The organism is Kitasatospora sp. NPDC094016 (assembly GCF_040304045.1).
GTDB lineage: Bacteria > Actinomycetota > Actinomycetes > Streptomycetales > Streptomycetaceae > Kitasatospora.
The window spans coordinates 1-18,612 of record NZ_JBEOUK010000014.1; the positions used below are offsets into that span (position 1 = coordinate 1).

Genomic DNA, 18,612 nt, shown 5'->3' on the forward strand with positions numbered 1-18,612 from the left:
CGGCCGGCTCATCGTGGTTGTGACGGCGGGTTGGACGACACCCGGCTCCCGGGGGGGCCGCCCCCCCCCCCACCGGTCCCACAGGTGCCGTCGGGGCGGCGGACCGGGCCCGGTCCGCCGCCCGTCAACGGCCTAGTAGCACTCGCCGGTGCCGTCGGTGTGCAGCGCGAGCTTCAGGCCGGGGAGCTTGAAGGTGCCGGCCGAGGTGGCCCAGGCGGTCTGCTGCACGTTGTACAGGTCGGCCTTGTCGGCGGCCTGGGCGAAGCCGGTCGCGCCGGACGGCAGGCCACCGAGCTTGGACTTCCAGCCCTGGGTGGCCTCGCCCTTGAGGGTCGAGGCGTCCTGGCCGATGTTGATGTTGGTGAACTCGGCGTCCGCGTTCAGCTGGTCGAGGTCGATCAGCAGGTTCTTGGCGTAGACCTGCTTCTTGACGTCGTCGCTGTTGCCCGCCTCCAGGCGAAGGACGATCTTGGGCAGCTTCCACGGCAGGCCGGGGATGACGTTGGGGTCGGTCACCACCGACTGGCAGAGGCCCTTGATGGTGGCCTCGTCGAAGGCCGAGACGGCGACCGGGTGCGGAGTGCCGTTCACCTCGGCGTCGATCGAGCCGAACTGGGCGAAGTTCTTGCCGTGCAGCTCCGGCGTGGTGACCTTGAAGCTCTGGCCGGAGACGCTGAACGAAGCCGCCAGCGCGTTGTTGGCCATGGCGGCGCCGACCATCGCGGTGGCCGCGATGCTCGGCACCATCACCAGCGCGAAGCGCTTCCAGCGGGTCTTGCCGTAGGTCTGGGACATGCGAGTCCTCCTTCTAGGACGTACATCTCCGGCTCCCCGGCGGCGCGCCCGCGCCGGTGGGGGACTGGGATGGGAGAGAGCTACGTCCTCGGTAGCGGAGAGCGCCTTGGGCGTCGTCGGACGCGGGAGCGGCCGGCACACAGCGGCACTCCCGTCCCTCCACCGGCCGTCCTTGCGGGGCGGCGGGCAGGACCGACGACATCGGCGATCACCCCCGAGCGACAACCAGCGACCGCGCAGGGCCGCGCGGCCGGTCGAAGGACAGGAACCGCCGTGGGACCGCGGATACCCCCCTGCCCTCCCTACCGCCGACCGGGGCCGGCGGATCACCCGGTGGGGATCCCGTGCTCCACGTGGCCGACCGGATCGGAGGGTGTGGAGTCAGGGACCGGGCGTCGCCGATCGTGCTCGAATCCCGGGCGAAGCACAAGAGGTTCCTTACTGACGGGTAATGCAACACCCGGTGGCATTGACCACGGAATCGGCGCAGCATGCACCGTGTGTGACGCCATGAAGGAAACGTGACGAAGAAATCCGCCGGAAACACGAACGAAACACCCGTGGACAGTCACCAAGTGTGACTGTCCACGGGTGTTGTCAAGATTTGGTAAACCTCTGTCCGGTTGACCGGATTGTCGCCAAATCACCCGGCGACACCGCAGGTCATTCGCCGTGCCAGGACCCGCCCGGGACCGCCCGGGCCAGGACCGGAGGCGGCGTCAGAACAGCACGCGCGCCAGCGCGGTGCGGGCCGCGGTGACCCGCGGATCCTCCGGGCCGATCACCTCGAAGAGCTCCAGCAGGCGCAGCCGGGCGGCGTCCCGGTCCTCACCGGCGGTCCGGCCGACGGTGTCCACCAGCCGGCCGAAGGCGTCCTCGACGTGACCGCCCACCAGGTCCAGGTCGGCCGCCCGCAGCTGGGCCTCGACGTCCTTCGGGTCGGCCGCGGCCGCGGCGCGGACGGCCTGCGGGTCCACGCTCTCGATCCGCTGCAGCAGTTCGGCCTGGGCGAGGCCCAGCCTGGCCTCGGTGTTGCCCGGCTGGTCGGCCAGAACGTTCCGGTAGGCCTGGACGGCGCCGCCCAGGTCGCCGCTGTCCAGCGCGTCGTGCGCGGCGGCCAGGGCCGGGTCCTCCGGCCGCTGCGGGGCGGCGTCCGGCGCCTCGCCCGGGGCCCCGGCGCCGCCGACCACGCCGAAGCGCTGCTCGGCGACCAGGATCAGCTGGTCCAGCACCTTGCGGACGTTGGCCGCGCTCTCGGCGCCCTGGAACAGCGGCACCAGCTGGCCGGCCACCACGGCCATCACGGCCGGGATGCCCTGGATGCCGAACTGCTGGGAGATCAGCGGGTTGGCGTCCACGTCGATCTTGGCGAGCACGAACCGGCCGGCGTACTCCTCGGCCAGGCCCTCCAGGATCGGGCTGAGCTGCTTGCAGGGGCCGCACCACTCGGCCCAGAAGTCGATGACGACCGGCACTTCGGTGGAGCGCTGGACGACCTCGGCCTCGAAGGTGTCCTCGGTGACGTCGATGACGAGCGCGTAGGCGGACTGCGCGGGGGCGACTCCGGCCGCTTCGTCGGCGGCCGCCTGGCGGGCCCGCTCGACCCTGGCCTGCTCGGCCTTCTGGGCAGCCTCGCCGGCTGCCTTCACTGCGGCGAGGTCGACCGCACCGCGCAGGGCGGAGCTGTTGAGACGCGAATTCCGTGGCTGCATGGCACCATCCTCCCCCGTCCGCGCCGCCTGCGGGCAACCAACCTCCGGAAAGTCGCCCCGCACGGGCCGCGCGGCGCGGATTCCCGGGCGCAGTGGCCCTCCCCCGGTAGCCTGAACCGTTCGGCGCGGATCCCCACCCGCGCCCGCGCCGCCCCGTCCCACGGGTGCGGCGCCTGGTTGTCACTGCTTTCGCTACGAGTCGTAGCGTAACTGGAGCCGGGGTCCCGGCCGCAAGCCCCACCGGCGGTTCCGCGACGTGACCTGCCCCACTTTCCGGGGCGGCCCGGCTGCCCGAACGGGCGAACAGCCGCTACCGTTACCAGCCCCACCCATGTTACTCACCAGTAGAGCGCAAGGAGGCCCGGTTGCCGGCCCCCCAGCCCCCCGCGAACCCGGACGTCACGGGCCCGGAGACCGCGGACGGCCCCGCCCCCTCGGCGGGTGCCGCGACCAGGGCCAAGGGCCGCCCGCGCAGCGCCGCCGCCGACCGCGCCATCCTCGACGCCACCCGCGAGGCCCTCGCCGAACTCGGCTGGGGCGGGCTGACCATGGGCCACGTCGCGACCCGCGCCAAGGTCGCCAAGACCACCCTCTACCGCCGCTGGCCGTCCAAGAACGAACTCGTGGTGGACGCCGTCGCCAGCCTCTTCGACGACCTGGTGATGCCCGACCTCGGCAGCCTGCGGGCCGACATCGAGGCGGTGGTCGCCCAGTTCGCCGACCTGCTGGCCCGCCCCGAGACCCAGGCCGCGCTGCTCGCGCTGTTCGCCGAGGGCACCCGCGACCCGCACCTGCGCCGCCGGATCCGGGAGGCCATCGTCGACCCGCAGAAGCGCCTGGTCCGGCAGGGCCGGGCGGCCGCCCAGGCGCGCGGCGAACTCGCCCCGGACGCCGACCCGCGGACGGCCTGCGAGGAGATCGACATCATCTTCGACACCATCGCCGGGACGGTCGAGCACCGCGTCCTGGTCAGCGGCGAGCCGATCACCGCCGACTGGACCCGCCGCTTCACCAACCTGCTGCTCGGCCCCTTCCCCAGCCTGCTGGGCGACTGAGGGTACGACGAAGCCGCCCCGCACGGAGCTCCGTACGGGGCGGCCCACCGGCACGCCCTAGAAGGACGCGTTCTCCCGGTACGTCCCCCACTCCTCGCGCAGCGCGTTGCAGATCTCGCCCAGGGTCGCCTCGGCGCGCACCGCGTCCAGCATCGGCGGGATCATCGACTCGCCCGAGCGCGCGGCCGCCAGCATGGCGTCCAGCCCGGCCCGCACCGCCGCCTCGTCCCGGGCCTCCTTGCGCTCGCGCAGCACCCGCACCTGCTCGCGTTCGACCTCGTGGCTGACCCGGAGGATCTCCAGTTCGGGGGTGACGCTGCGGGGGTGGCAGTTGACGCCGACCACGCGCTTGTCCCCCTTCTCCACCGACTGCTGGTACTGGAAGGCCGCCTCGGCGATCTCGCCGGTGAACCAGCCCTCCTCGATCCCGCGCAGGATGCCGGAGGTGATCGGGCCGATCCCGTGGTCCTCGCGGCCCTTGTCGAGGATCCGCTGGAAGATCGCCTCGGCCTGCTGCTCGATCCGGTCGGTGAGCGCCTCGACGTACCAGGAACCGCCCAGCGGGTCGGCCACGTTGGCGACGCCGGTCTCCTCCATCAGCACCTGCTGGGTGCGCAGGGCGATCTCGGCGGCCTGCTCGGAGGGCAGCGCCAGGGTCTCGTCCAGGGCGTTGGTGTGCAGCGAGTTGGTGCCGCCGAGCACCGCGGACAGCGCCTCCACGGCGGTGCGGACCACGTTGTTGTACGGCTGCTGCGCGGTCAGCGAGACGCCGGCGGTCTGGGTGTGGAAGCGCAGCCACTGCGCCTTGTCGGTCTTGGCGCCGAAGCGGTCGCGCATCCAGCGGGCCCAGATCCGGCGCGCGGCGCGGAACTTGGCGATCTCCTCGAAGAAGTCCAGGTGCGCGTCGAAGAAGAAGGACAGGCCGGGCGCGAAGACGTCCACGTCCAGGCCCCGGGACAGGCCCAGCTCGACGTAGGCGAAGCCGTCGGCGAGGGTGTACGCGAGCTCCTGCGCGGCCGTCGCCCCGGCCTCGCGGATGTGGTAGCCGGAGACGGACAGCGGCTTGTACGCGGGGATGCCCTGGGCGCAGTACGCCATCAGGTCGCCGATCAGCCGCAGGTGCGGCTCGGGGGCGAAGAGCCACTCCTTCTGGGCGATGTACTCCTTGAAGATGTCCGTCTGCAGGGTGCCGTTGAGCACCGCCGGGTCGACGCCCTGGCGCTCGGCGGCGACCAGGTACATGCAGAAGATCGGGACGGCCGGGCCGCTGATCGTCATCGAGGTGGTGACCTCGCCGAGCGGGATGCCGTTGAACAGCACCTCCATGTCGGCGGCCGAGTCGATGGCGACGCCGCAGTGGCCCACCTCACCGAGCGACTTGGCGTCGTCGGAGTCGTAGCCCATCAGGGTGGGCATGTCGAAGGCGACCGAGAGGCCGCCGCCGCCCGCCTCCAGGATCATCCGGTAGCGCTCGTTGGTCTGCTGCGCGTTGCCGAAGCCGGCGAACTGGCGGATGGTCCAGGTGCGGCCCCGGTAGCCGGTGGGGTGCAGCCCGCGGGTGAAGGGGTACTCGCCCGGCCAGCCGATCCGCTCGAAGCCCTCGACGGCCTGCCCGGGGGCGGGACCGTACGCCGGCTCGACCTCGTCGCCGGACAGGGTGGTGAAGTCCGCGTCCCGCTTGCGGGCGCTGTCGTACCGCTGCTGCCAGCGCTGCCGTCCGCGCTCGATCTCCTCGGCGTCCATGACCCCGAACTCCGCTCCGTACGGCCGCCACGGCACCGGGGCGGCACAGCTATTAGGACGTCCTACTAATTTACTCGGACGTCCTAGCAGCTGTCGATGGATGCCGGAGGCGAAACGCCGGGGGCCGCCCTCTCCGGGGCCGGAAACGCGCAGTGCCCCTTCCCCCGCGAGGGAAGGGGCACTCGCCGGGGCGTCGGATCAGACGCCGGCGGGCTGGCGGGCGTCGGCGCCGGCCGGGAGCCGCTCGGCGGCCTCGCGGACCACCTTGCGCTCGAAGACGAAGGACGCGAACGGGATGCAGCCGGCGGCCAGGGTCAGGATCATCCGGCCGAGCGGCCACTTCAGCTTCTGCCCGAGCAGGAAGGTCACCACGAAGTACCCGATGTACAGGTAGCCGTGCAGCATCGCGACGTACGTGGTCAGGTCCTCGGCCGCGTCGAAGCCGTACTTCGCGACCATGAAGCCGCAGAACACCAGCAGGGCCACACCGGTCGCAATGGCCAGGGCCCGGTACCAGCCCAGCAGGGGGGTCGCCTTCATACTCTTCATCGCCTCGTTCGGCAGGGATCGACCGGTACGCCCGGATCCGCGCACCGCTCACACGAGGGTAACCGTCCTCACGGCCGCTCCCGCGCAGCCCCCTCGCCGCGCTCGTCGGTGAAGTCGCCGGCGGCGATCCGCAGCGGCCTGAGCAGTTCGAACACCTGCCGACACTGCTCGGTGTCGTACTCCTCCAGCCCGAACTCCATCGCCATGAGTTCCCGGGTGGCCTCCTCGACCGTCTCGCGGCCGCGGCCGGTGATCGCGGCGAGCACGCCGCGGCCGTCCAGCGGGTTGGGGCGGCGGGCGACCAGACCGGCCCGCTCCAGCCGGTCGACGGTGTTGGTGACGCTGGTCGGGTGGACCATGAGCCGCTCGCCGATCTTGGACAGCGAGAGCTCGCCGGTCCGGCTGAAGGTCAGCAGCACCAGCGCCTCGTACCGGGCGAAGGTCAGCCCGTACGGCTTGAGCACCGCGTCGACCCGGGAGAGCAGGATCTGGTGGGCTCGCATGATCGAGGTGATCGCCGCCATCGGGGGGACCCCGCCCCAGCGGCGGGTCCAGAGCTCGTCGGCGCGGGCGATCGGGTCGAAGTCGAGGGCTAGGGGCTTGGGCACCTCCTTACCGTACCGGCGGACGGGTCGGGCGCTACCAGCCGTCCTGATGGTGGACAAGCGCGACGCGTGGCGGGAACCCGCCAAAAGGGCTGTCAGGTCCATACCAGGACGTTGCACCGGTGTGAATGCGGGGCAACGGGACCGGGGCGCGGCGGAGTTGACGGCCGATCGGTCCGCAGCCGCACTATCAGGCCTCGGTTCGGATGGTAACCCGCTGAAAGGCCGGGTGATTCGCACCTTTTATCCGCCCGTTCACAATCCCTCCGGCTGGCGGGACTTGGCCAATTCATGAGCAAGACCTGTCATTTGATTTGCTCGATTGTCATGCTTTCCGCCAACCCCGTCCGGCAGCCACCACCCCCACCCACCGGTGGCCCGCCGCTCGACCGCACGGGGCCAGCACGTCAGCGCCCGTCCCGCCCCTCAGGTGCCGACCCCGGCCCCCGGGACGCGGTGCGACCGCCCACACGCGGTTACCCGGAAGGACTCGTCCGTGAAGCGAAAGCTCGCAGCAGTCGCCGTACTCTCCGCCACCGCCCTGCTCACCGGCGTCGTCCAGGTGAGCACCGCCGCCCAGGCCAGCCCGATCCCCGCGGCGCAGGCGCAGGCCGCCGAGCAGCACGCGGCGGCGCTCGCCCTGGCGGGCGGCCAGTCCGGCCCGCTGGCGAAGGCCCTCGCCCTCGGCGGCCAGGAGCAACTGGTGGCGAAGGACGCCGTGGTGGACAAGGACGGCACCCGGCACCTGCGCTTCGAGCGCACCTACGCCGGCCTGCCGGTGCTCGGCGGCGACCTGGTCGTCCACCAGAGCGCCCGCGGCACGGTGGAGTCGGTCGACAAGGCGGTCTCCGCGCAGCTGAGCCTGTCGAGCCTGGCCCCGCAGATCCCGGCCGACAAGGCCGCCGCGCAGGCCACCGGCGCCGTCCAGGCCACCGTCGGCGTCGCCGCGGGCAAGGACGAGTCCCCGCTGGCGGCCGTGCACCAGACCGGCAAGGCCGAGCTGGTGGTCTGGGCGAGCGACGGCAACCCGCGCCTGGCGTACCGCACCACCGTCGAGGGCGTGCGCGCCGACGGCACCCCCAGCAGCCAGCTGCTGGTCACCGACGCCGCCACCGGCCAGGTGCTGTCCACCCACGAGCAGGTGCAGACCGCCTCCGGCACCGGCAAGGGCGTCTTCGTCGGCAACGTCCCGCTGACCACCACCCAGAGCGGCACCTCGTACCAGCTGAAGGACGCCACGCGCGGCGGCCAGTCGACCGTCAACCTGAAGAACAAGACCTCCGGCACCGGCACGCTGGTCGCCAACTCGACCAACGCCTTCGGCAACGGCCTGGCCTCCAACAGCGAGTCCGCCGCCGTGGACGCCCAGTACGGCGCGGCCGCCACCTGGGACTTCTACAAGAACACCTTCGGCCGCAACGGCATCAAGAACAACGGCGTCGGCGCGACCAGCCGCGTCCACTACGGCTCCAACTACGTGAACGCGTTCTGGAGCGACGCCTGCTTCTGCATGTCCTACGGCGACGGCAGCGGCAACACCCACCCGCTCACCGAGATCGACGTGGCCGGCCACGAGATGAGCCACGGCGTCACCTCCGCCACGGCGAACCTCAACTACTCCGGCGAGTCCGGCGGCCTCAACGAGGCCACCTCCGACATCTTCGGCACCATGGTCGAGTTCTACGCCAACCTGCCCTCCAACCCGCCGAACTACTGGATCGGCGAGCTGATCAACCTGAACGGCGACGGCACCCCGCTGCGCTACATGGACAAGCCCAGCAAGGACGGCGCCTCGGCGGACTCCTGGTACTCGGGCGTCGGCAACCTCGACGTCCACTACTCCTCGGGCATCGCCAACCACTTCTTCTACCTGCTGTCCGAGGGCAGCGGCGCGAAGAGCATCAACGGCTTCAGCTACAACAGCCCGACCTCCAACGGCTCGGCGGTCACCGGCATCGGCCGCGACAAGGCCGCGCAGATCTGGTACCGCGCGCTGACCGTCTACTTCACCTCCACCACCAACTACGCGAGTGCCCGCACCGGCACCCTGAAGGCCGCCTCCGACCTGTACGGCGCCACCAGCGCCGAGTACAAGGCGGTCGCGGCCGCGTGGAGCGGGGTCAACGTCAACTGACGCACGGCGCACGGCGCACGGCGCACGGTGACAGGACGTCCGGGGCCTCCGCGAAGGGCGGCCCCGGGCGTCCGCGCGCCCGCTCCCCCGCGTGCCCGCTCCCCCTCGTGCCCGGTCTCCCGCCCGCTCCGCTCCCCGGGTGGCGAAGTCCTGCCAGCCGGACGAACCGCCCGTAGCGGGCACCGGGCGGCAGCCGAACCATCCGCACCAGCACTGGCGGATCCCGGCCAATCCCTGTCCGTGCTCTGTCATTTCCTGCCATCGATTGTCATGCTTCTGCCGAAGCCCCGTCCGACATCCGTCACCCCCACCCGTCGACGGATCGTCAGGTACCGCACGGGAGCAGCACGTCCGCGCCCTACCGCCCCACGGCGCCAACCCCGGCGCCCCGGTACGCGGCGCAACCGCGCGCACACGCGGTTTCGTGGAAGGAACCCCCGCACGTGAAGCGAAAGCTGACAGCCGGCGCCATACTCTCCGCCACCGCCCTGCTCGCCGGCGTGATCCAGATCGCCATCGTCCCCGCCGCCCAGGCCGCCGCCCCGTCGCCGGAGCAGCAGCGCGCCGCGCTGCTCGCGGTGGCCGCCGGGCAGAGCAGCCCGGTCGCCCAGGCCCTGGCCCTCGGCGGCCAGGAGCGGCTGGTGGTCAAGGACGTCGTCGCGGACGCCAACGGCGAACGCCACCTGCGCTACGAGCGGACCTACGCCGGCCTGCCGGTGCTCGGCGGCGACCTGGTCGTCCACCAGCGCGCCGACGGCTCGGTGGACTCGGTCGACCGGGCCTTCGACGGCAGCCTGTCGCTCCCGAGCCTGGCCCCGGGCCTCGCCGCCGGGCAGGCGGCCGAGCGGGCCACCGCCGCGGTGCGGGCGACCGTCGGGACGGCCGCCGACGAGGACGAGGCGGCGCTCAGCCGGGTCGACGGCGCGGGCGCGGCCGAGCTGGTGGTGTGGGCGGCCGACGGCGCGCCGCGGCTGGCCCACCGCACGGTGGTCCACGGCGAGCGGGCCGACGGCACCCCGAGCAGCCAGCAGGTCGTCACCGACGCCGCCACCGGCGAGGTGCTGTCCACCCGCGAGCAGGTGCAGACCGCCTCCGGCACCGGCAAGGGCGTCAACGTCGGCACCGTCACGCTGACCACCACCCAGAGCGGCTCGACCTACTCGCTGAAGGACGCCACCCGCGGCGGCCAGTCCACCACCGACCTCAAGGGCGCCACCTCGGGCAACGGCACGCTGTTCGCCAAGACCAGCAACTCCTGGGGCAACGGCCTGGCCTCCAACCGCGAGTCCGCCGCCGTGGACGCCCAGTACGGCGCCGCGGCCACCTGGGACTACTACAAGAACACCTTCGGCCGCAACGGCATCAAGAACAACGGCGTCGGCGCCGCCAGCCGCGTCCACTACGGCTCCAACTACGTCAACGCGTTCTGGGACGACTCCTGCTTCTGCATGACGTACGGGGACGGCTCCGGCAACACCAACCCGCTGACCGCGATCGACGTCTCCGGCCACGAGATGACCCACGGCGTCACCTCCGCCACGGCGAACCTCAACTACTCCGGCGAGTCCGGCGGCCTCAACGAGGCCACCTCCGACATCTTCGGCACCATGGTCGAGTGGTCGGCCAACCTGCCCGCGGACCCGCCGGACTACCTGATCGGCGAGAAGCTCAACATCTTCGGCAACGGCAAGCCGCTGCGCTACATGGACAAGCCCTCCAAGGACGGCAGCTCCGCGGACTCGTGGTACTCGGGCGTCGGCAACCTCGACGTCCACTACTCCTCGGGCATCGCCAACCACTTCTTCTACCTGCTGTCCGAGGGCAGCGGCGCCAAGGTGATCAACGGGGTCAGCTACAACAGCCCGACCTCCAACGGCTCGACGGTCACCGGCATCGGCCGGACCAAGGCGGCCGCGATCTGGTACCGCGCGCTGACCGTCTACATGACCTCCACCACCAACTACAAGGCCGCCCGCACGGCGACCCTGAAGGCCGCGACCGACCTGTACGGGGCCACCAGCACCGAGTACAAGACCGTGGCGGCCGCGTGGAGCGGCGTCAACGTCAACTAGTACCCCCCAGCCACCCCCGGTAAGAAACGGCGACAGGCTGCCGCGGCCCTTTGGGAGAGGAGGCCGCGGCAGCCTGTCGACCGTCGCGTGGCGGGCGCGCGTCCCTACGCGGTGGCCGGCTTCAGCTCGCCGCGCTCCTCCTTGGCGAGCATCCGCTCGGCGAAGAAGCCGCCGGTCGGCAGCACCGAGAGGACGAACAGCAGCACGCCGCGCTTGGCGTCCCACTTCTGCGCCTGCCAGGCCTGGATCCAGAAGACGACGTACAGGATGAACAGGATCCCGTGGACCATGCCCATCACCGGGACGCCGTCGAAGGACGTGGTCCGCTTCAGCACGGAGCAGATCAGCAGCAGGATGAACGAGACCCCTTCGGGGCCGGAGACCAGGCGCAGGCGGTGGACGGCGCTGCTGTTCACGATGGGTACCTCAATACGGGGGTCGGAGGCGTACCTGCTTGTGAAGCGACTCACAAGCCTTCCGGCCATTATCACCGAGCACCTGTCCGAAGCCCCGGCCGGGGTGGGCACCGTGCCCGACGTCACAACCGCCGCGCCCGACACCGGCGCCACGGCCGCCGCGCCCGACCCCGCCACGGCCGTCGTGTCCGTGTCACAGCTGTGCGCCAGAACCCGGCTGGTCGCGCCGGCCCGTCACCCGCTGCCCCTATCCTGCTGCCCGCGCCCGACGCACCGGGCGCCGTAGACATCGGGCGACCGGGGGTAGCGACCACATGTTCAAGCGGGACTGGGACCGAAGGACCTGCGCCAAGCGCGGCCACACCACCTACGCGCCGACCGAGCCCGAGCTGGCCGCCCGGCTGCACGCCGCGACCGCCCTCGGCGACGCCTGGCGCTGCCTGCGCTGCGGCGACTTCGCGCTCGGCGCCCCGCACGGCTCCGGCCCGGCGCAGGACGCCCCGCTGGTGCCGCGCGGCAAGGCGCTGCGGGACCTCTTCATCCTGCGCTTCCTCGCCGTCGAGCGGGTGCTGCGCGGCCTGCTGATCATCATCGTGGCCTGGGCCGTCTGGAAGTTCTCCAACAGCCAGGACGCCGTGCACCGGGTCTTCGACGAGAACCTGTCGGTCTTCCGGCCGGTCACCGACCACTTCCACTGGGACCTCGAACACTCCCCGATCGTCGACACCATCCGCAAGACCTTCGACTACAAGAAGAGCACCCTGCTGATCGTCGCGGGCGCGCTGGTGGCCTACGCGCTGATCGAGATCGTCGAGGCGGTCGGCCTCTGGCTGGGCAGGCGCTGGGCCGAGTACCTCACCGTCGTGGCCACCGCCGCCTTCCTGCCGCTGGAGGGCTACGAGCTGAGCGAGCACGTCAGCGCCGTGAAGATCGGCACGCTGGTGCTGAACATCGCCGCGGTGCTCTGGATCATGCTGTCCAAGCGGCTGTTCGGGCTGCGCGGCGGTGTGGTGGCCTTCGAGGCGGAGCGCCACTCGGCCTCGCTGCTGGAGGTCGAGGAGGCGGCCGGCGCCGTCCCGCACGCCGCCCGGGGGGCGCACGCGCGGGCGTGACCGGCGCGTTTGTCGCAGACCGGTACCAGTTCCGCTCCCGCCCCTCCCCCTGCACCGGCCGCGCCCGCTAGATTGCGGCCGTGGCACAGTTCAGACTCCAGGGATCCCGGGTACTCGCGGTCGAGTTGGCCGGCGAGGCCGTCAAGGCCAGACACGGCTCGATGGTCGCCTACACCGGCCAGATGAGCTTCAAGAAGCTGACCGGCGGCGGGGACGGCCTGCGCGGCATGGTCGCCCGCCGGCTCACCGGCGAGCAGATGACCGTCATGGAGGTGAAGGGCCAGGGCACCTGCTACTTCGCCGACAAGGCCACCGAGATCAACCTGGTCCGGCTGAACGGCGAGACGCTGTTCGTCGAGGCGGACAACCTGCTCTGCACGGAGGGCTCGCTGCGCACCGGCACCACCTTCACCGGACTCAACGGCATGTCCTCCGGCAACGGCCTCTTCACCACCAAGGTGGAGGGCCACGGCTGGGCCGCCGTCACCTCGAACGGGCCCGCGATCATCCTGCGGGTCGGCCAGGGCCAGCCGCTGCGGGTGGACCCGGGCGCCTACGTGGCGCACACCGGCAGCCTGCACCGCAGCCTGAAGTCGGGCGCGGGCTGGACCACGGTGATCGGCGAGGGCGGCGGCGAGGCCGTCCAGGTGGAGTTCACCGGAGAGGGCCTGGTGTACGTGCAGCCGTCGGAGAAGGTCACCATCGGGGGCGACGTCTGATGGGCTTCACGAAGATCAACGGCAAGATGGTCGAGGCCGTGGTGCTGCCCGGGCAGCGGCTGTTCAGTCAGCGCGGCGCCATGCTCGCGTACAGCGGGGACGTCCGTTTCACGCCGAACATCACCGGCGGGCAGGGCGGCGTGATGTCGATGATCGGCCGCCGGGTGGCCAACGAGGACACCCCGCTGATGACCGTCGAGGGCCAGGGCCGGGTGATGTTCGGCCACGGCGGCCACCACGTGCACGTGATCGACCTGGCCGGCGACACCCTGTACGTCGAGGCGGACCGGCTGCTGGCCTTCGAGGGCACGCTGCGCCAGTCCACCATGTTCATGGGCTCGCAGGGCGGGGTGATGGGCATGGTCCGCGGTCAGGTCACCGGCCAGGGCCTGTTCACCACCCAGCTGGACGGCAAGGGCTCGGTCGCGGTGATGGCGCACGGCGGCGTCTTCGAGCTGCCGATCGTCCCGGGCCGGCCGGTGCACGTCGACCCGCAGGCGTACGTGGCGCACCGCGGCCAGGTGCAGAACAAGCTGTCCACGGCGCTGGGCTGGCGCGACATGATCGGCCGCGGCTCCGGCGAGGCCTTCCAGCTGGAGCTGTCCGGACAGGGCGCGGTGTACGTCCAGGCGAGCGAGGAGAAGCTCTGATGTCCTACCCGCCGCAGCCCCCGTACGGGCAGTCACCGTACGACCAGCCGACCCAGCCCGGCTTCGCCGCCCCTCCCCCGCCGGGCTACGCGCCGCCGCCCGCGCAGGGCTACCCCCAGCAGGGCGGCTACCCGCCGCCGCCTCCCCCGCAGCAGCCCCAACAGGCCTACGCCCAGGAGCAGTTCGGCGGCCCGCAGGCCCCGCTGCCGAGTGCGCACGGCGGCTCCGGCCCGGTGGTGCACGACGCGTACACCCTGCCGGTGAACGACAACGTCAACCCGTACGCCTTCTCGGTCGACCTGAACGGCTCGTACTTCCTGCAGAAGGGCAAGATGGTCGCCTACTACGGCGACATCACCTTCAAGGGCGTCGGCGCCGGCATGCTGGACCGGGTGATCGGCCAGAACTTCAACTCGCCGATGCACGCGGCGGACTGGGTGGTCGCCCAGGGCCGCGGCAAGCTGCTGCTGGCCGACCGGGCCTTCGACCTCAACTCCTACGACCTGGACGACGGCAACCTGACCGTCCGCTCCGGCAACCTGCTGGCCTTCGACCCGTCGCTGCGGCTCAAGCAGTCGATCATCCCGGGCTTCCTGACCCTGCTCGGCACCGGGAGGTTCGTCGCCGCCTCCAACGGGCCGGTGCACTTCGTCGAGCCGCCGATCCGGGTGGACCCGCAGGCGCTGGTCGGCTGGGCGGACTGCCCGGCGCCGTGCCACCACTACGACCACGACTACATGCACGGGCTGATCGGCGGCATCCGGCGGCTGACCGGGCTGGGCGGGGCCTCCGGCGAGGAGCACCAGTTCGAGTTCATCGGCGCCGGCCAGGTGCTGCTGCAGTCCAGCGAGAAGCTGATGGCCGAGCGGTCGGTGGGCCAGGTGGACGCCGAGGCGGGCGTGCCGGTGGGCGGGGTGCCGTCGCAGCCGGCGGCGTCGGGCCACGGCGGGGGCAACCTCAACGTGCCGGGTCTCGGCAATCTGGGCGATCTGGGGCGACGTTTCGGCCTGTAAACTTGTACAAGATTGAACTAAATAGGGTATGCTGAGCCCATGGATACGCACACGATCAACACTGCGGACACCCCTCCGTCGCAGCCCGAGGAGGAGACTCCCTGGCTGACCGCCAGGGAGCAGCGGATGTGGCGCGCCCATCTGGAGGTCGCCAAGCTGCTGGAGTACCAGCTCAGCCGTGAACTCCAGCCGCACAACCTGGCGATCAACGACTACGAGATCCTGGTCGTGCTCTCCGAGGCCCCCGACCGCCGGATGCGGATGACCGACCTCGCCACCGCCACCCTCCAGTCCAAGAGCCGGCTCTCGCACCAGATCACCCGGATGGAGAACGCCGGTCTGGTGCTGCGCCAGGAGTGCCCCGGCGACCGCCGCGGCCTCTACGCCCACCTCACCGAGCACGGCTGGGAGACCATGCAGCGGGTCGCCCCCGACCACGTGCGCAGCGTCCGGGCCCACTTCATCGACCGCTTCACCCAGGAGCAGCTCGACGCCATGTACGAGGCCCTCGCCCCGGTCGCCGAACACCTGCGCGGCCTGCGCGGCCGCGCCTGACGCGCCGCCCCCCAGCACACCGGGGCCGACCCCACCGGGGGCCGGCCCCGCGCCGTCCTCAGCCCCGGGTGAGGCCGGCCACGAGTTCGTCGGCCGCGCCGTACGGGTCCAGTTCGCCCGCCACCACCCGCTCGGCCAGGCCGGCCAGGTGGCGGTCCCCGCGCAGGTCGCCGATCCGGGTGCGCAGTTCGGCCAGCGCGATCGCCTCGATCTCGTCGGAGGCCCGGCGGCGGCGGCGTGCCGCCAGTTCGCCGTGCTCCTCCAGCCAGGCGCGGTGCTTCTCCAGCGCCTCGACCAGTTCGTCGACGCCCTCGCCGCGGGCGGCGACGGTCTTGACGATCGGCGGGCGCCAGTCCCCCGCCCCGCGGGCCTCGCCGAGGCCGAGCATGTGGTTGAGCTCGCGCGCGGTGGCGTCGGCGCCGTCCCGGTCGGCCTTGTTGACCACGAAGACGTCGCCGATCTCCAGGATCCCGGCCTTGGCGGCCTGGATGCCGTCGCCCATGCCGGGGGCGAGCAGCACCACGGTGGTGTCGGCCTGGGCGGCGATCTCCACCTCGGACTGGCCCACCCCGACGGTCTCGACCAGGATCACGTCGCAGCCGGCCGCGTCCAGCACCCGCAGGGCCTGCGGCGCCGTCCAGGACAGCCCGCCGAGGTGGCCGCGGGTGGCCATCGAGCGGATGAACACCTCGGGGTCGGTGGCGTGGTCCTGCATCCGGACCCGGTCGCCGAGCAGCGCGCCGCCGGAGAACGGCGAGGACGGGTCGACGGCCAGCACCCCGACCCGCTTGCCGAGCCGCCGGTAGGCGGAGACCAGTGCCGAGGTCGAGGTGGACTTGCCGACCCCGGGCGAGCCGGTCAGGCCCACCGTGTAGGCCTGCCCGGTGTACGGCGCGAGCGCGGCCATCGCCTCGCGCAGTTGCGGGGCGGCGTTCTCGACCAGCGTGATCAGCCGGGCGACCGCCCGCGGCCGGCCCTCCCGGGCCTGTTCGACCAGCGTGGCGACATCGATCATCGGGAGCTCCTAGCGCGGATGCCTTCGGGGCCGCGGCGCCGCTCGTGGCGGTCCGCAGCCCCGAAGGCATGTCAGCTGATCAGGCCTTCGGGCTGGCGTCCTTGGGGACGCGCACGATCAGGGCGTCGCCCTGGCCGCCGCCGCCGCACAGCGCGGCCGCGCCGACCCCGCCGCCGCGCCGCTGGAGCTCCAGCGCCAGGTGCAGCACCACGCGGGCGCCGGACATCCCGATCGGGTGGCCGAGCGCGATCGCGCCGCCGTTGACGTTGACGATGTCCGAGGAGACGCCCAGGTCCTTGGTCGACTGGTGGGCGACGGCCGCGAACGCCTCGTTGATCTCGATCAGGTCGAGGTCGGAGACCTCCAGGCCCTCCTTGGCCAGCGCGTGCCTGATCGCGTTGGACGGCTGCGACTGCAGCGAGTTGTCCGGGCCCGCCACGTTGCCGTGCGCGCCGATCTCGGCGATCCAGCTCAGGCCCAGTTCCTCGGCCTTGGCCTTGCTCATCACGACCACCGCGGCCGCGCCGTCGGAGATCTGCGAGGAGGTGCCGGCCGTGATCGTGCCGTCCTTGGCGAACGCCGGACGCAGCTTGGCCAGGCCCTCGACGGTGGTGTCCGCGCGGATGCCCTCGTCCTGGCCGAACAGCACCGGCTCGCCCTTGCGCTGCGGGATCGCGACCGGGGTGATCTCGGCGTCGAAGACGCCGTCGGCCTGCGCCTTGGCGGCCCGCTGGTGGGAGGCCGCGGCGATCTCGTCCTGCACCTCGCGGGCGATGCCCAGCCGGGTGTTGTGCTTCTCGGTGGACTCGCCCATCGGGATGTTCTCGTAGGCGTCGGTGAGGCCGTCGTGGGCCATCGAGTCGAGCATCCCGATCGCGCCGTACTTGTAGCCCTCGCGGGACTTCGGCAGCAGGTGCGGGGCGTTGGTCATCGACTCCTGGCCGCCGGCCACCACGACGTCGAACTCGCCGGCCCGGATCAGCTGGTCGGCCAGCGCGATGGCGTCCAGGCCGGAGAGGCAGACCTTGTTGATGGTGAGCGCCGGGACGCTCATCGGGATGCCGGCCTGGACGGCGGCCTGGCGGGCCGGGATCTGGCCGGCGCCGGCCTGCAGTACCTGGCCCATGATCACGTACTGGACCTGCTCACCCGTGATGCCGGCCCGCTCCAGCGCGGCCTTGATCGCGAAACCGCCGAGGTCGGCACCGGAGAAGCCCTTGAGGGAACCGAGCAGGCGACCCATCGGGGTCCGCGCACCGGCAACGATCACAGAGGTGGTGTTGGTCATGGGACGAGCCCCTTCGCACGTCGTGGCCAGGTGAGGATGCGCTCAATGTACTGACCTGTTACCCGCCCGTCACCGGAGCGACGGTGTGATCGAGCGCACTGGCACCTTCCAGTCAACACCGTGTCAACGCGGCCCGGGTGAACCCCGGCGTCCGCCCCGGGCGAGCCCCCGGTGCGCGGCCCGGGTGGACCCCCGGCGTGTGAGCAGACTCGCACGTCCGGCGCTGGCGCCGGTCAGCGGCGATGCGCTGCACTGGTGCCACCTGGTTCCCGAGGTACCCAACCCGCCCCCGGAGGTCGCCGTGCTGACCCGTATCGACCACATCGGCATCGCCTGCCGCGACCTCGACAAGACGGTCGAGTTCTACCGCGCCACCTACGGCTTCGAGGTGTTCCACACCGAGGTCAACGAGGAGCAGGGCGTCCGCGAGGCCATGCTCAAGATCAACGACACCGGTGACGGCGGTGCCTCCTACCTCCAGCTGCTGGAGCCCACCCGGCCCGACTCGACCGTCGCCAAGTGGCTGGAGAAGAACGGCGAGGGCGTGCACCACATCGCCTTCGGCACCGCCGACGTGGACGGCGACGCCGAGGCCGTCCGGGCCAAGGGCGTGCGGGTCCTCTACGACGAGCCCCGGATCGGCTCGATGGGTTCGCGGATCACCTTCCTGCACCCCAAGGACTGCGGCGGCGTCCTGACCGAGCTGGTCACCTCCGCCGAACCGGGCGCCCACGACGCCCACTGACCCCCGCCAGGTGCCGCCCACGACCGGGCGGCACCCCCCGATCACCGGTCATGACCCGTCAGTAACCTCGTCCGACAGCCGGAAAACCACCACGCGGCCATTCCCCCGCAGTGCGCTCCCACTACAATGCCCAGGTGCGCGAAGGCTCCGGGGGACGGAGGCGACGAGCACGGCCGATGACAGGCCCGTCCGCCCAACGGTGGCCGGCCCGTCGCAGGGGAGTCCACAACGCGGGCACGGCTGAACAGTCGCAACACTGATCTGTCACCATTCTCCACAAGGCAAGAGTTCGCCCAGGAGTCCACCCGGACGGGGGAACGCGGCATCACCGCGCTTCCACGCCCAGGGCTCCGACGACCGCGGCGGGCGGCCCCGGCTTGACCGGCGGGCCGTCCACCGGCTGCGGATGCAAGGAGCCAGTCGGACCAGTACCC

General features: G+C 71.7%; 17 protein-coding genes. 9 read left to right on the forward strand and 8 right to left on the reverse strand.

Annotated features, from left to right (window positions below; genetic code table 11):
* Positions 1 to 132: 132 nt before the first annotated feature.
* Complete coding sequence (locus ABT015_RS15575) at positions 133 to 795, reverse strand: DUF6230 family protein (RefSeq protein ID WP_063347768.1); 663 nt, start codon at positions 793 to 795, stop codon at positions 133 to 135.
* A 719-nt stretch (positions 796 to 1,514) separates the two neighbouring features.
* Positions 1,515 to 2,507 carry a tetratricopeptide repeat protein gene (locus ABT015_RS15580; RefSeq protein ID WP_350879569.1) on the reverse strand — a complete coding sequence of 331 codons (993 nt, stop codon included), beginning with the start codon at positions 2,505 to 2,507 and terminating at the stop codon, positions 1,515 to 1,517.
* Between the two features lie 494 nt (positions 2,508 to 3,001).
* Between ABT015_RS15580 and ABT015_RS15585 the strand changes: the two genes are divergently transcribed.
* Positions 3,002 to 3,562, forward strand: coding sequence for a TetR/AcrR family transcriptional regulator (locus ABT015_RS15585; RefSeq protein WP_402450727.1), 561 nt, complete (start codon positions 3,002 to 3,004; stop codon positions 3,560 to 3,562).
* A gap of 57 nt (positions 3,563 to 3,619) precedes the next feature.
* On the opposite strand, the gene icmA is transcribed toward ABT015_RS15585, so the two are convergent.
* The 3 genes from icmA to ABT015_RS15600 form a co-directional block, all read right to left on the reverse strand.
* Positions 3,620 to 5,305 (reverse strand): coenzyme B12-dependent isobutyryl-CoA mutase large subunit, encoded by a 1,686-nt coding sequence (gene icmA, locus ABT015_RS15590; protein ID WP_350879571.1) that lies wholly within the window; start codon positions 5,303 to 5,305, stop codon positions 3,620 to 3,622.
* A 198-nt stretch (positions 5,306 to 5,503) separates the two neighbouring features.
* The gene (locus tag ABT015_RS15595) at positions 5,504 to 5,845 is read right to left on the reverse strand and encodes a DUF3817 domain-containing protein (protein WP_350879572.1); all 342 of its coding nucleotides are present in this window, start codon (positions 5,843 to 5,845) and stop codon (positions 5,504 to 5,506) included.
* Positions 5,846 to 5,922: 77 nt separating this feature from the next.
* Entirely contained in the window at positions 5,923 to 6,462 is a 540-nt protein-coding gene (locus ABT015_RS15600; protein ID WP_350879573.1) for a MarR family winged helix-turn-helix transcriptional regulator, read from the reverse strand.
* A gap of 493 nt (positions 6,463 to 6,955) precedes the next feature.
* Here ABT015_RS15600 and ABT015_RS15605 point away from each other — a divergent pair, with 493 nt between their 5' ends.
* The gene (locus ABT015_RS15605) at positions 6,956 to 8,593 is read left to right on the forward strand and encodes a M4 family metallopeptidase (protein ID WP_350879574.1); all 1,638 of its coding nucleotides are present in this window, start codon (positions 6,956 to 6,958) and stop codon (positions 8,591 to 8,593) included.
* Between the two features lie 443 nt (positions 8,594 to 9,036).
* The gene (locus ABT015_RS15610) at positions 9,037 to 10,665 is read left to right on the forward strand and encodes a M4 family metallopeptidase (RefSeq protein ID WP_350879575.1); all 1,629 of its coding nucleotides are present in this window, start codon (positions 9,037 to 9,039) and stop codon (positions 10,663 to 10,665) included.
* A gap of 104 nt (positions 10,666 to 10,769) precedes the next feature.
* Here the strand turns inward: ABT015_RS15610 and ABT015_RS15615 are convergent, their stop codons facing one another.
* On the reverse strand, positions 10,770 to 11,081 hold the full coding sequence (locus ABT015_RS15615; RefSeq protein WP_371517107.1) for a DUF3817 domain-containing protein: 312 nt from the start codon (positions 11,079 to 11,081) through the stop codon (positions 10,770 to 10,772).
* A gap of 314 nt (positions 11,082 to 11,395) precedes the next feature.
* On the opposite strand from ABT015_RS15615, the gene ABT015_RS15620 reads away from it, so the two are divergent.
* The 5 genes from ABT015_RS15620 (at position 11,396) to ABT015_RS15640 (ending at position 15,130) form a co-directional block, all read left to right on the forward strand.
* On the forward strand, positions 11,396 to 12,193 hold the full coding sequence (locus ABT015_RS15620) for a DUF2127 domain-containing protein (protein ID WP_350879577.1): 798 nt from the start codon (positions 11,396 to 11,398) through the stop codon (positions 12,191 to 12,193).
* 80 nt (positions 12,194 to 12,273) lie between these two features.
* Positions 12,274 to 12,912 carry an AIM24 family protein gene (locus ABT015_RS15625; RefSeq protein WP_079135621.1) on the forward strand — a complete coding sequence of 213 codons (639 nt, stop codon included), beginning with the start codon at positions 12,274 to 12,276 and terminating at the stop codon, positions 12,910 to 12,912.
* Positions 12,912 to 13,562: an AIM24 family protein gene (locus tag ABT015_RS15630; RefSeq protein ID WP_350879578.1), complete on the forward strand. Its 651-nt coding sequence runs from the start codon at positions 12,912 to 12,914 to the stop codon at positions 13,560 to 13,562. The genes ABT015_RS15625 and ABT015_RS15630 overlap by 1 nt, the downstream gene beginning before the upstream one ends.
* Before the next feature lie 203 nt (positions 13,563 to 13,765).
* Positions 13,766 to 14,575 carry an AIM24 family protein gene (locus ABT015_RS15635; protein ID WP_350879709.1) on the forward strand — a complete coding sequence of 270 codons (810 nt, stop codon included), beginning with the start codon at positions 13,766 to 13,768 and terminating at the stop codon, positions 14,573 to 14,575.
* Positions 14,576 to 14,614: 39 nt separating this feature from the next.
* Positions 14,615 to 15,130 carry a MarR family winged helix-turn-helix transcriptional regulator gene (locus tag ABT015_RS15640; protein ID WP_350879579.1) on the forward strand — a complete coding sequence of 172 codons (516 nt, stop codon included), beginning with the start codon at positions 14,615 to 14,617 and terminating at the stop codon, positions 15,128 to 15,130.
* Between the two features lie 58 nt (positions 15,131 to 15,188).
* Here ABT015_RS15640 and meaB read toward each other — a convergent pair whose 3' ends face one another.
* Entirely contained in the window at positions 15,189 to 16,145 is a 957-nt protein-coding gene (gene meaB, locus ABT015_RS15645; protein WP_350879580.1) for a methylmalonyl Co-A mutase-associated GTPase MeaB, read from the reverse strand.
* Positions 16,146 to 16,224: 79 nt separating this feature from the next.
* The gene (locus ABT015_RS15650; RefSeq protein ID WP_350879581.1) at positions 16,225 to 17,433 is read right to left on the reverse strand and encodes an acetyl-CoA C-acetyltransferase; all 1,209 of its coding nucleotides are present in this window, start codon (positions 17,431 to 17,433) and stop codon (positions 16,225 to 16,227) included.
* 301 nt (positions 17,434 to 17,734) lie between these two features.
* Between ABT015_RS15650 and mce the strand changes: the two genes are divergently transcribed.
* Complete coding sequence (gene mce / locus ABT015_RS15655) at positions 17,735 to 18,178, forward strand: methylmalonyl-CoA epimerase (protein ID WP_350879710.1); 444 nt, start codon at positions 17,735 to 17,737, stop codon at positions 18,176 to 18,178.
* The last annotated feature ends 434 nt before the right edge of the window (positions 18,179 to 18,612 follow it).

Coding starts and splice junctions, on each gene's coding strand:
- ABT015_RS15575 (WP_063347768.1), bottom strand. CDS start 795: ATGTCCCAGACCTACGGCAAGACCCGCTGGAAGCGCTTCGCGCTGGTG.
- ABT015_RS15580 (WP_350879569.1), bottom strand. CDS start 2,507: ATGCAGCCACGGAATTCGCGTCTCAACAGCTCCGCCCTGCGCGGTGCG.
- icmA (WP_350879571.1), bottom strand. CDS start 5,305: ATGGACGCCGAGGAGATCGAGCGCGGACGGCAGCGCTGGCAGCAGCGG.
- ABT015_RS15595 (WP_350879572.1), bottom strand. CDS start 5,845: ATGAAGGCGACCCCCCTGCTGGGCTGGTACCGGGCCCTGGCCATTGCG.
- ABT015_RS15620 (WP_350879577.1), top strand. CDS start 11,396: ATGTTCAAGCGGGACTGGGACCGAAGGACCTGCGCCAAGCGCGGCCAC.
- ABT015_RS15630 (WP_350879578.1), top strand. CDS start 12,912: ATGGGCTTCACGAAGATCAACGGCAAGATGGTCGAGGCCGTGGTGCTG.
- ABT015_RS15640 (WP_350879579.1), top strand. CDS start 14,615: ATGGATACGCACACGATCAACACTGCGGACACCCCTCCGTCGCAGCCC.
- meaB (WP_350879580.1), bottom strand. CDS start 16,145: ATGATCGATGTCGCCACGCTGGTCGAACAGGCCCGGGAGGGCCGGCCG.
- ABT015_RS15650 (WP_350879581.1), bottom strand. CDS start 17,433: ATGACCAACACCACCTCTGTGATCGTTGCCGGTGCGCGGACCCCGATG.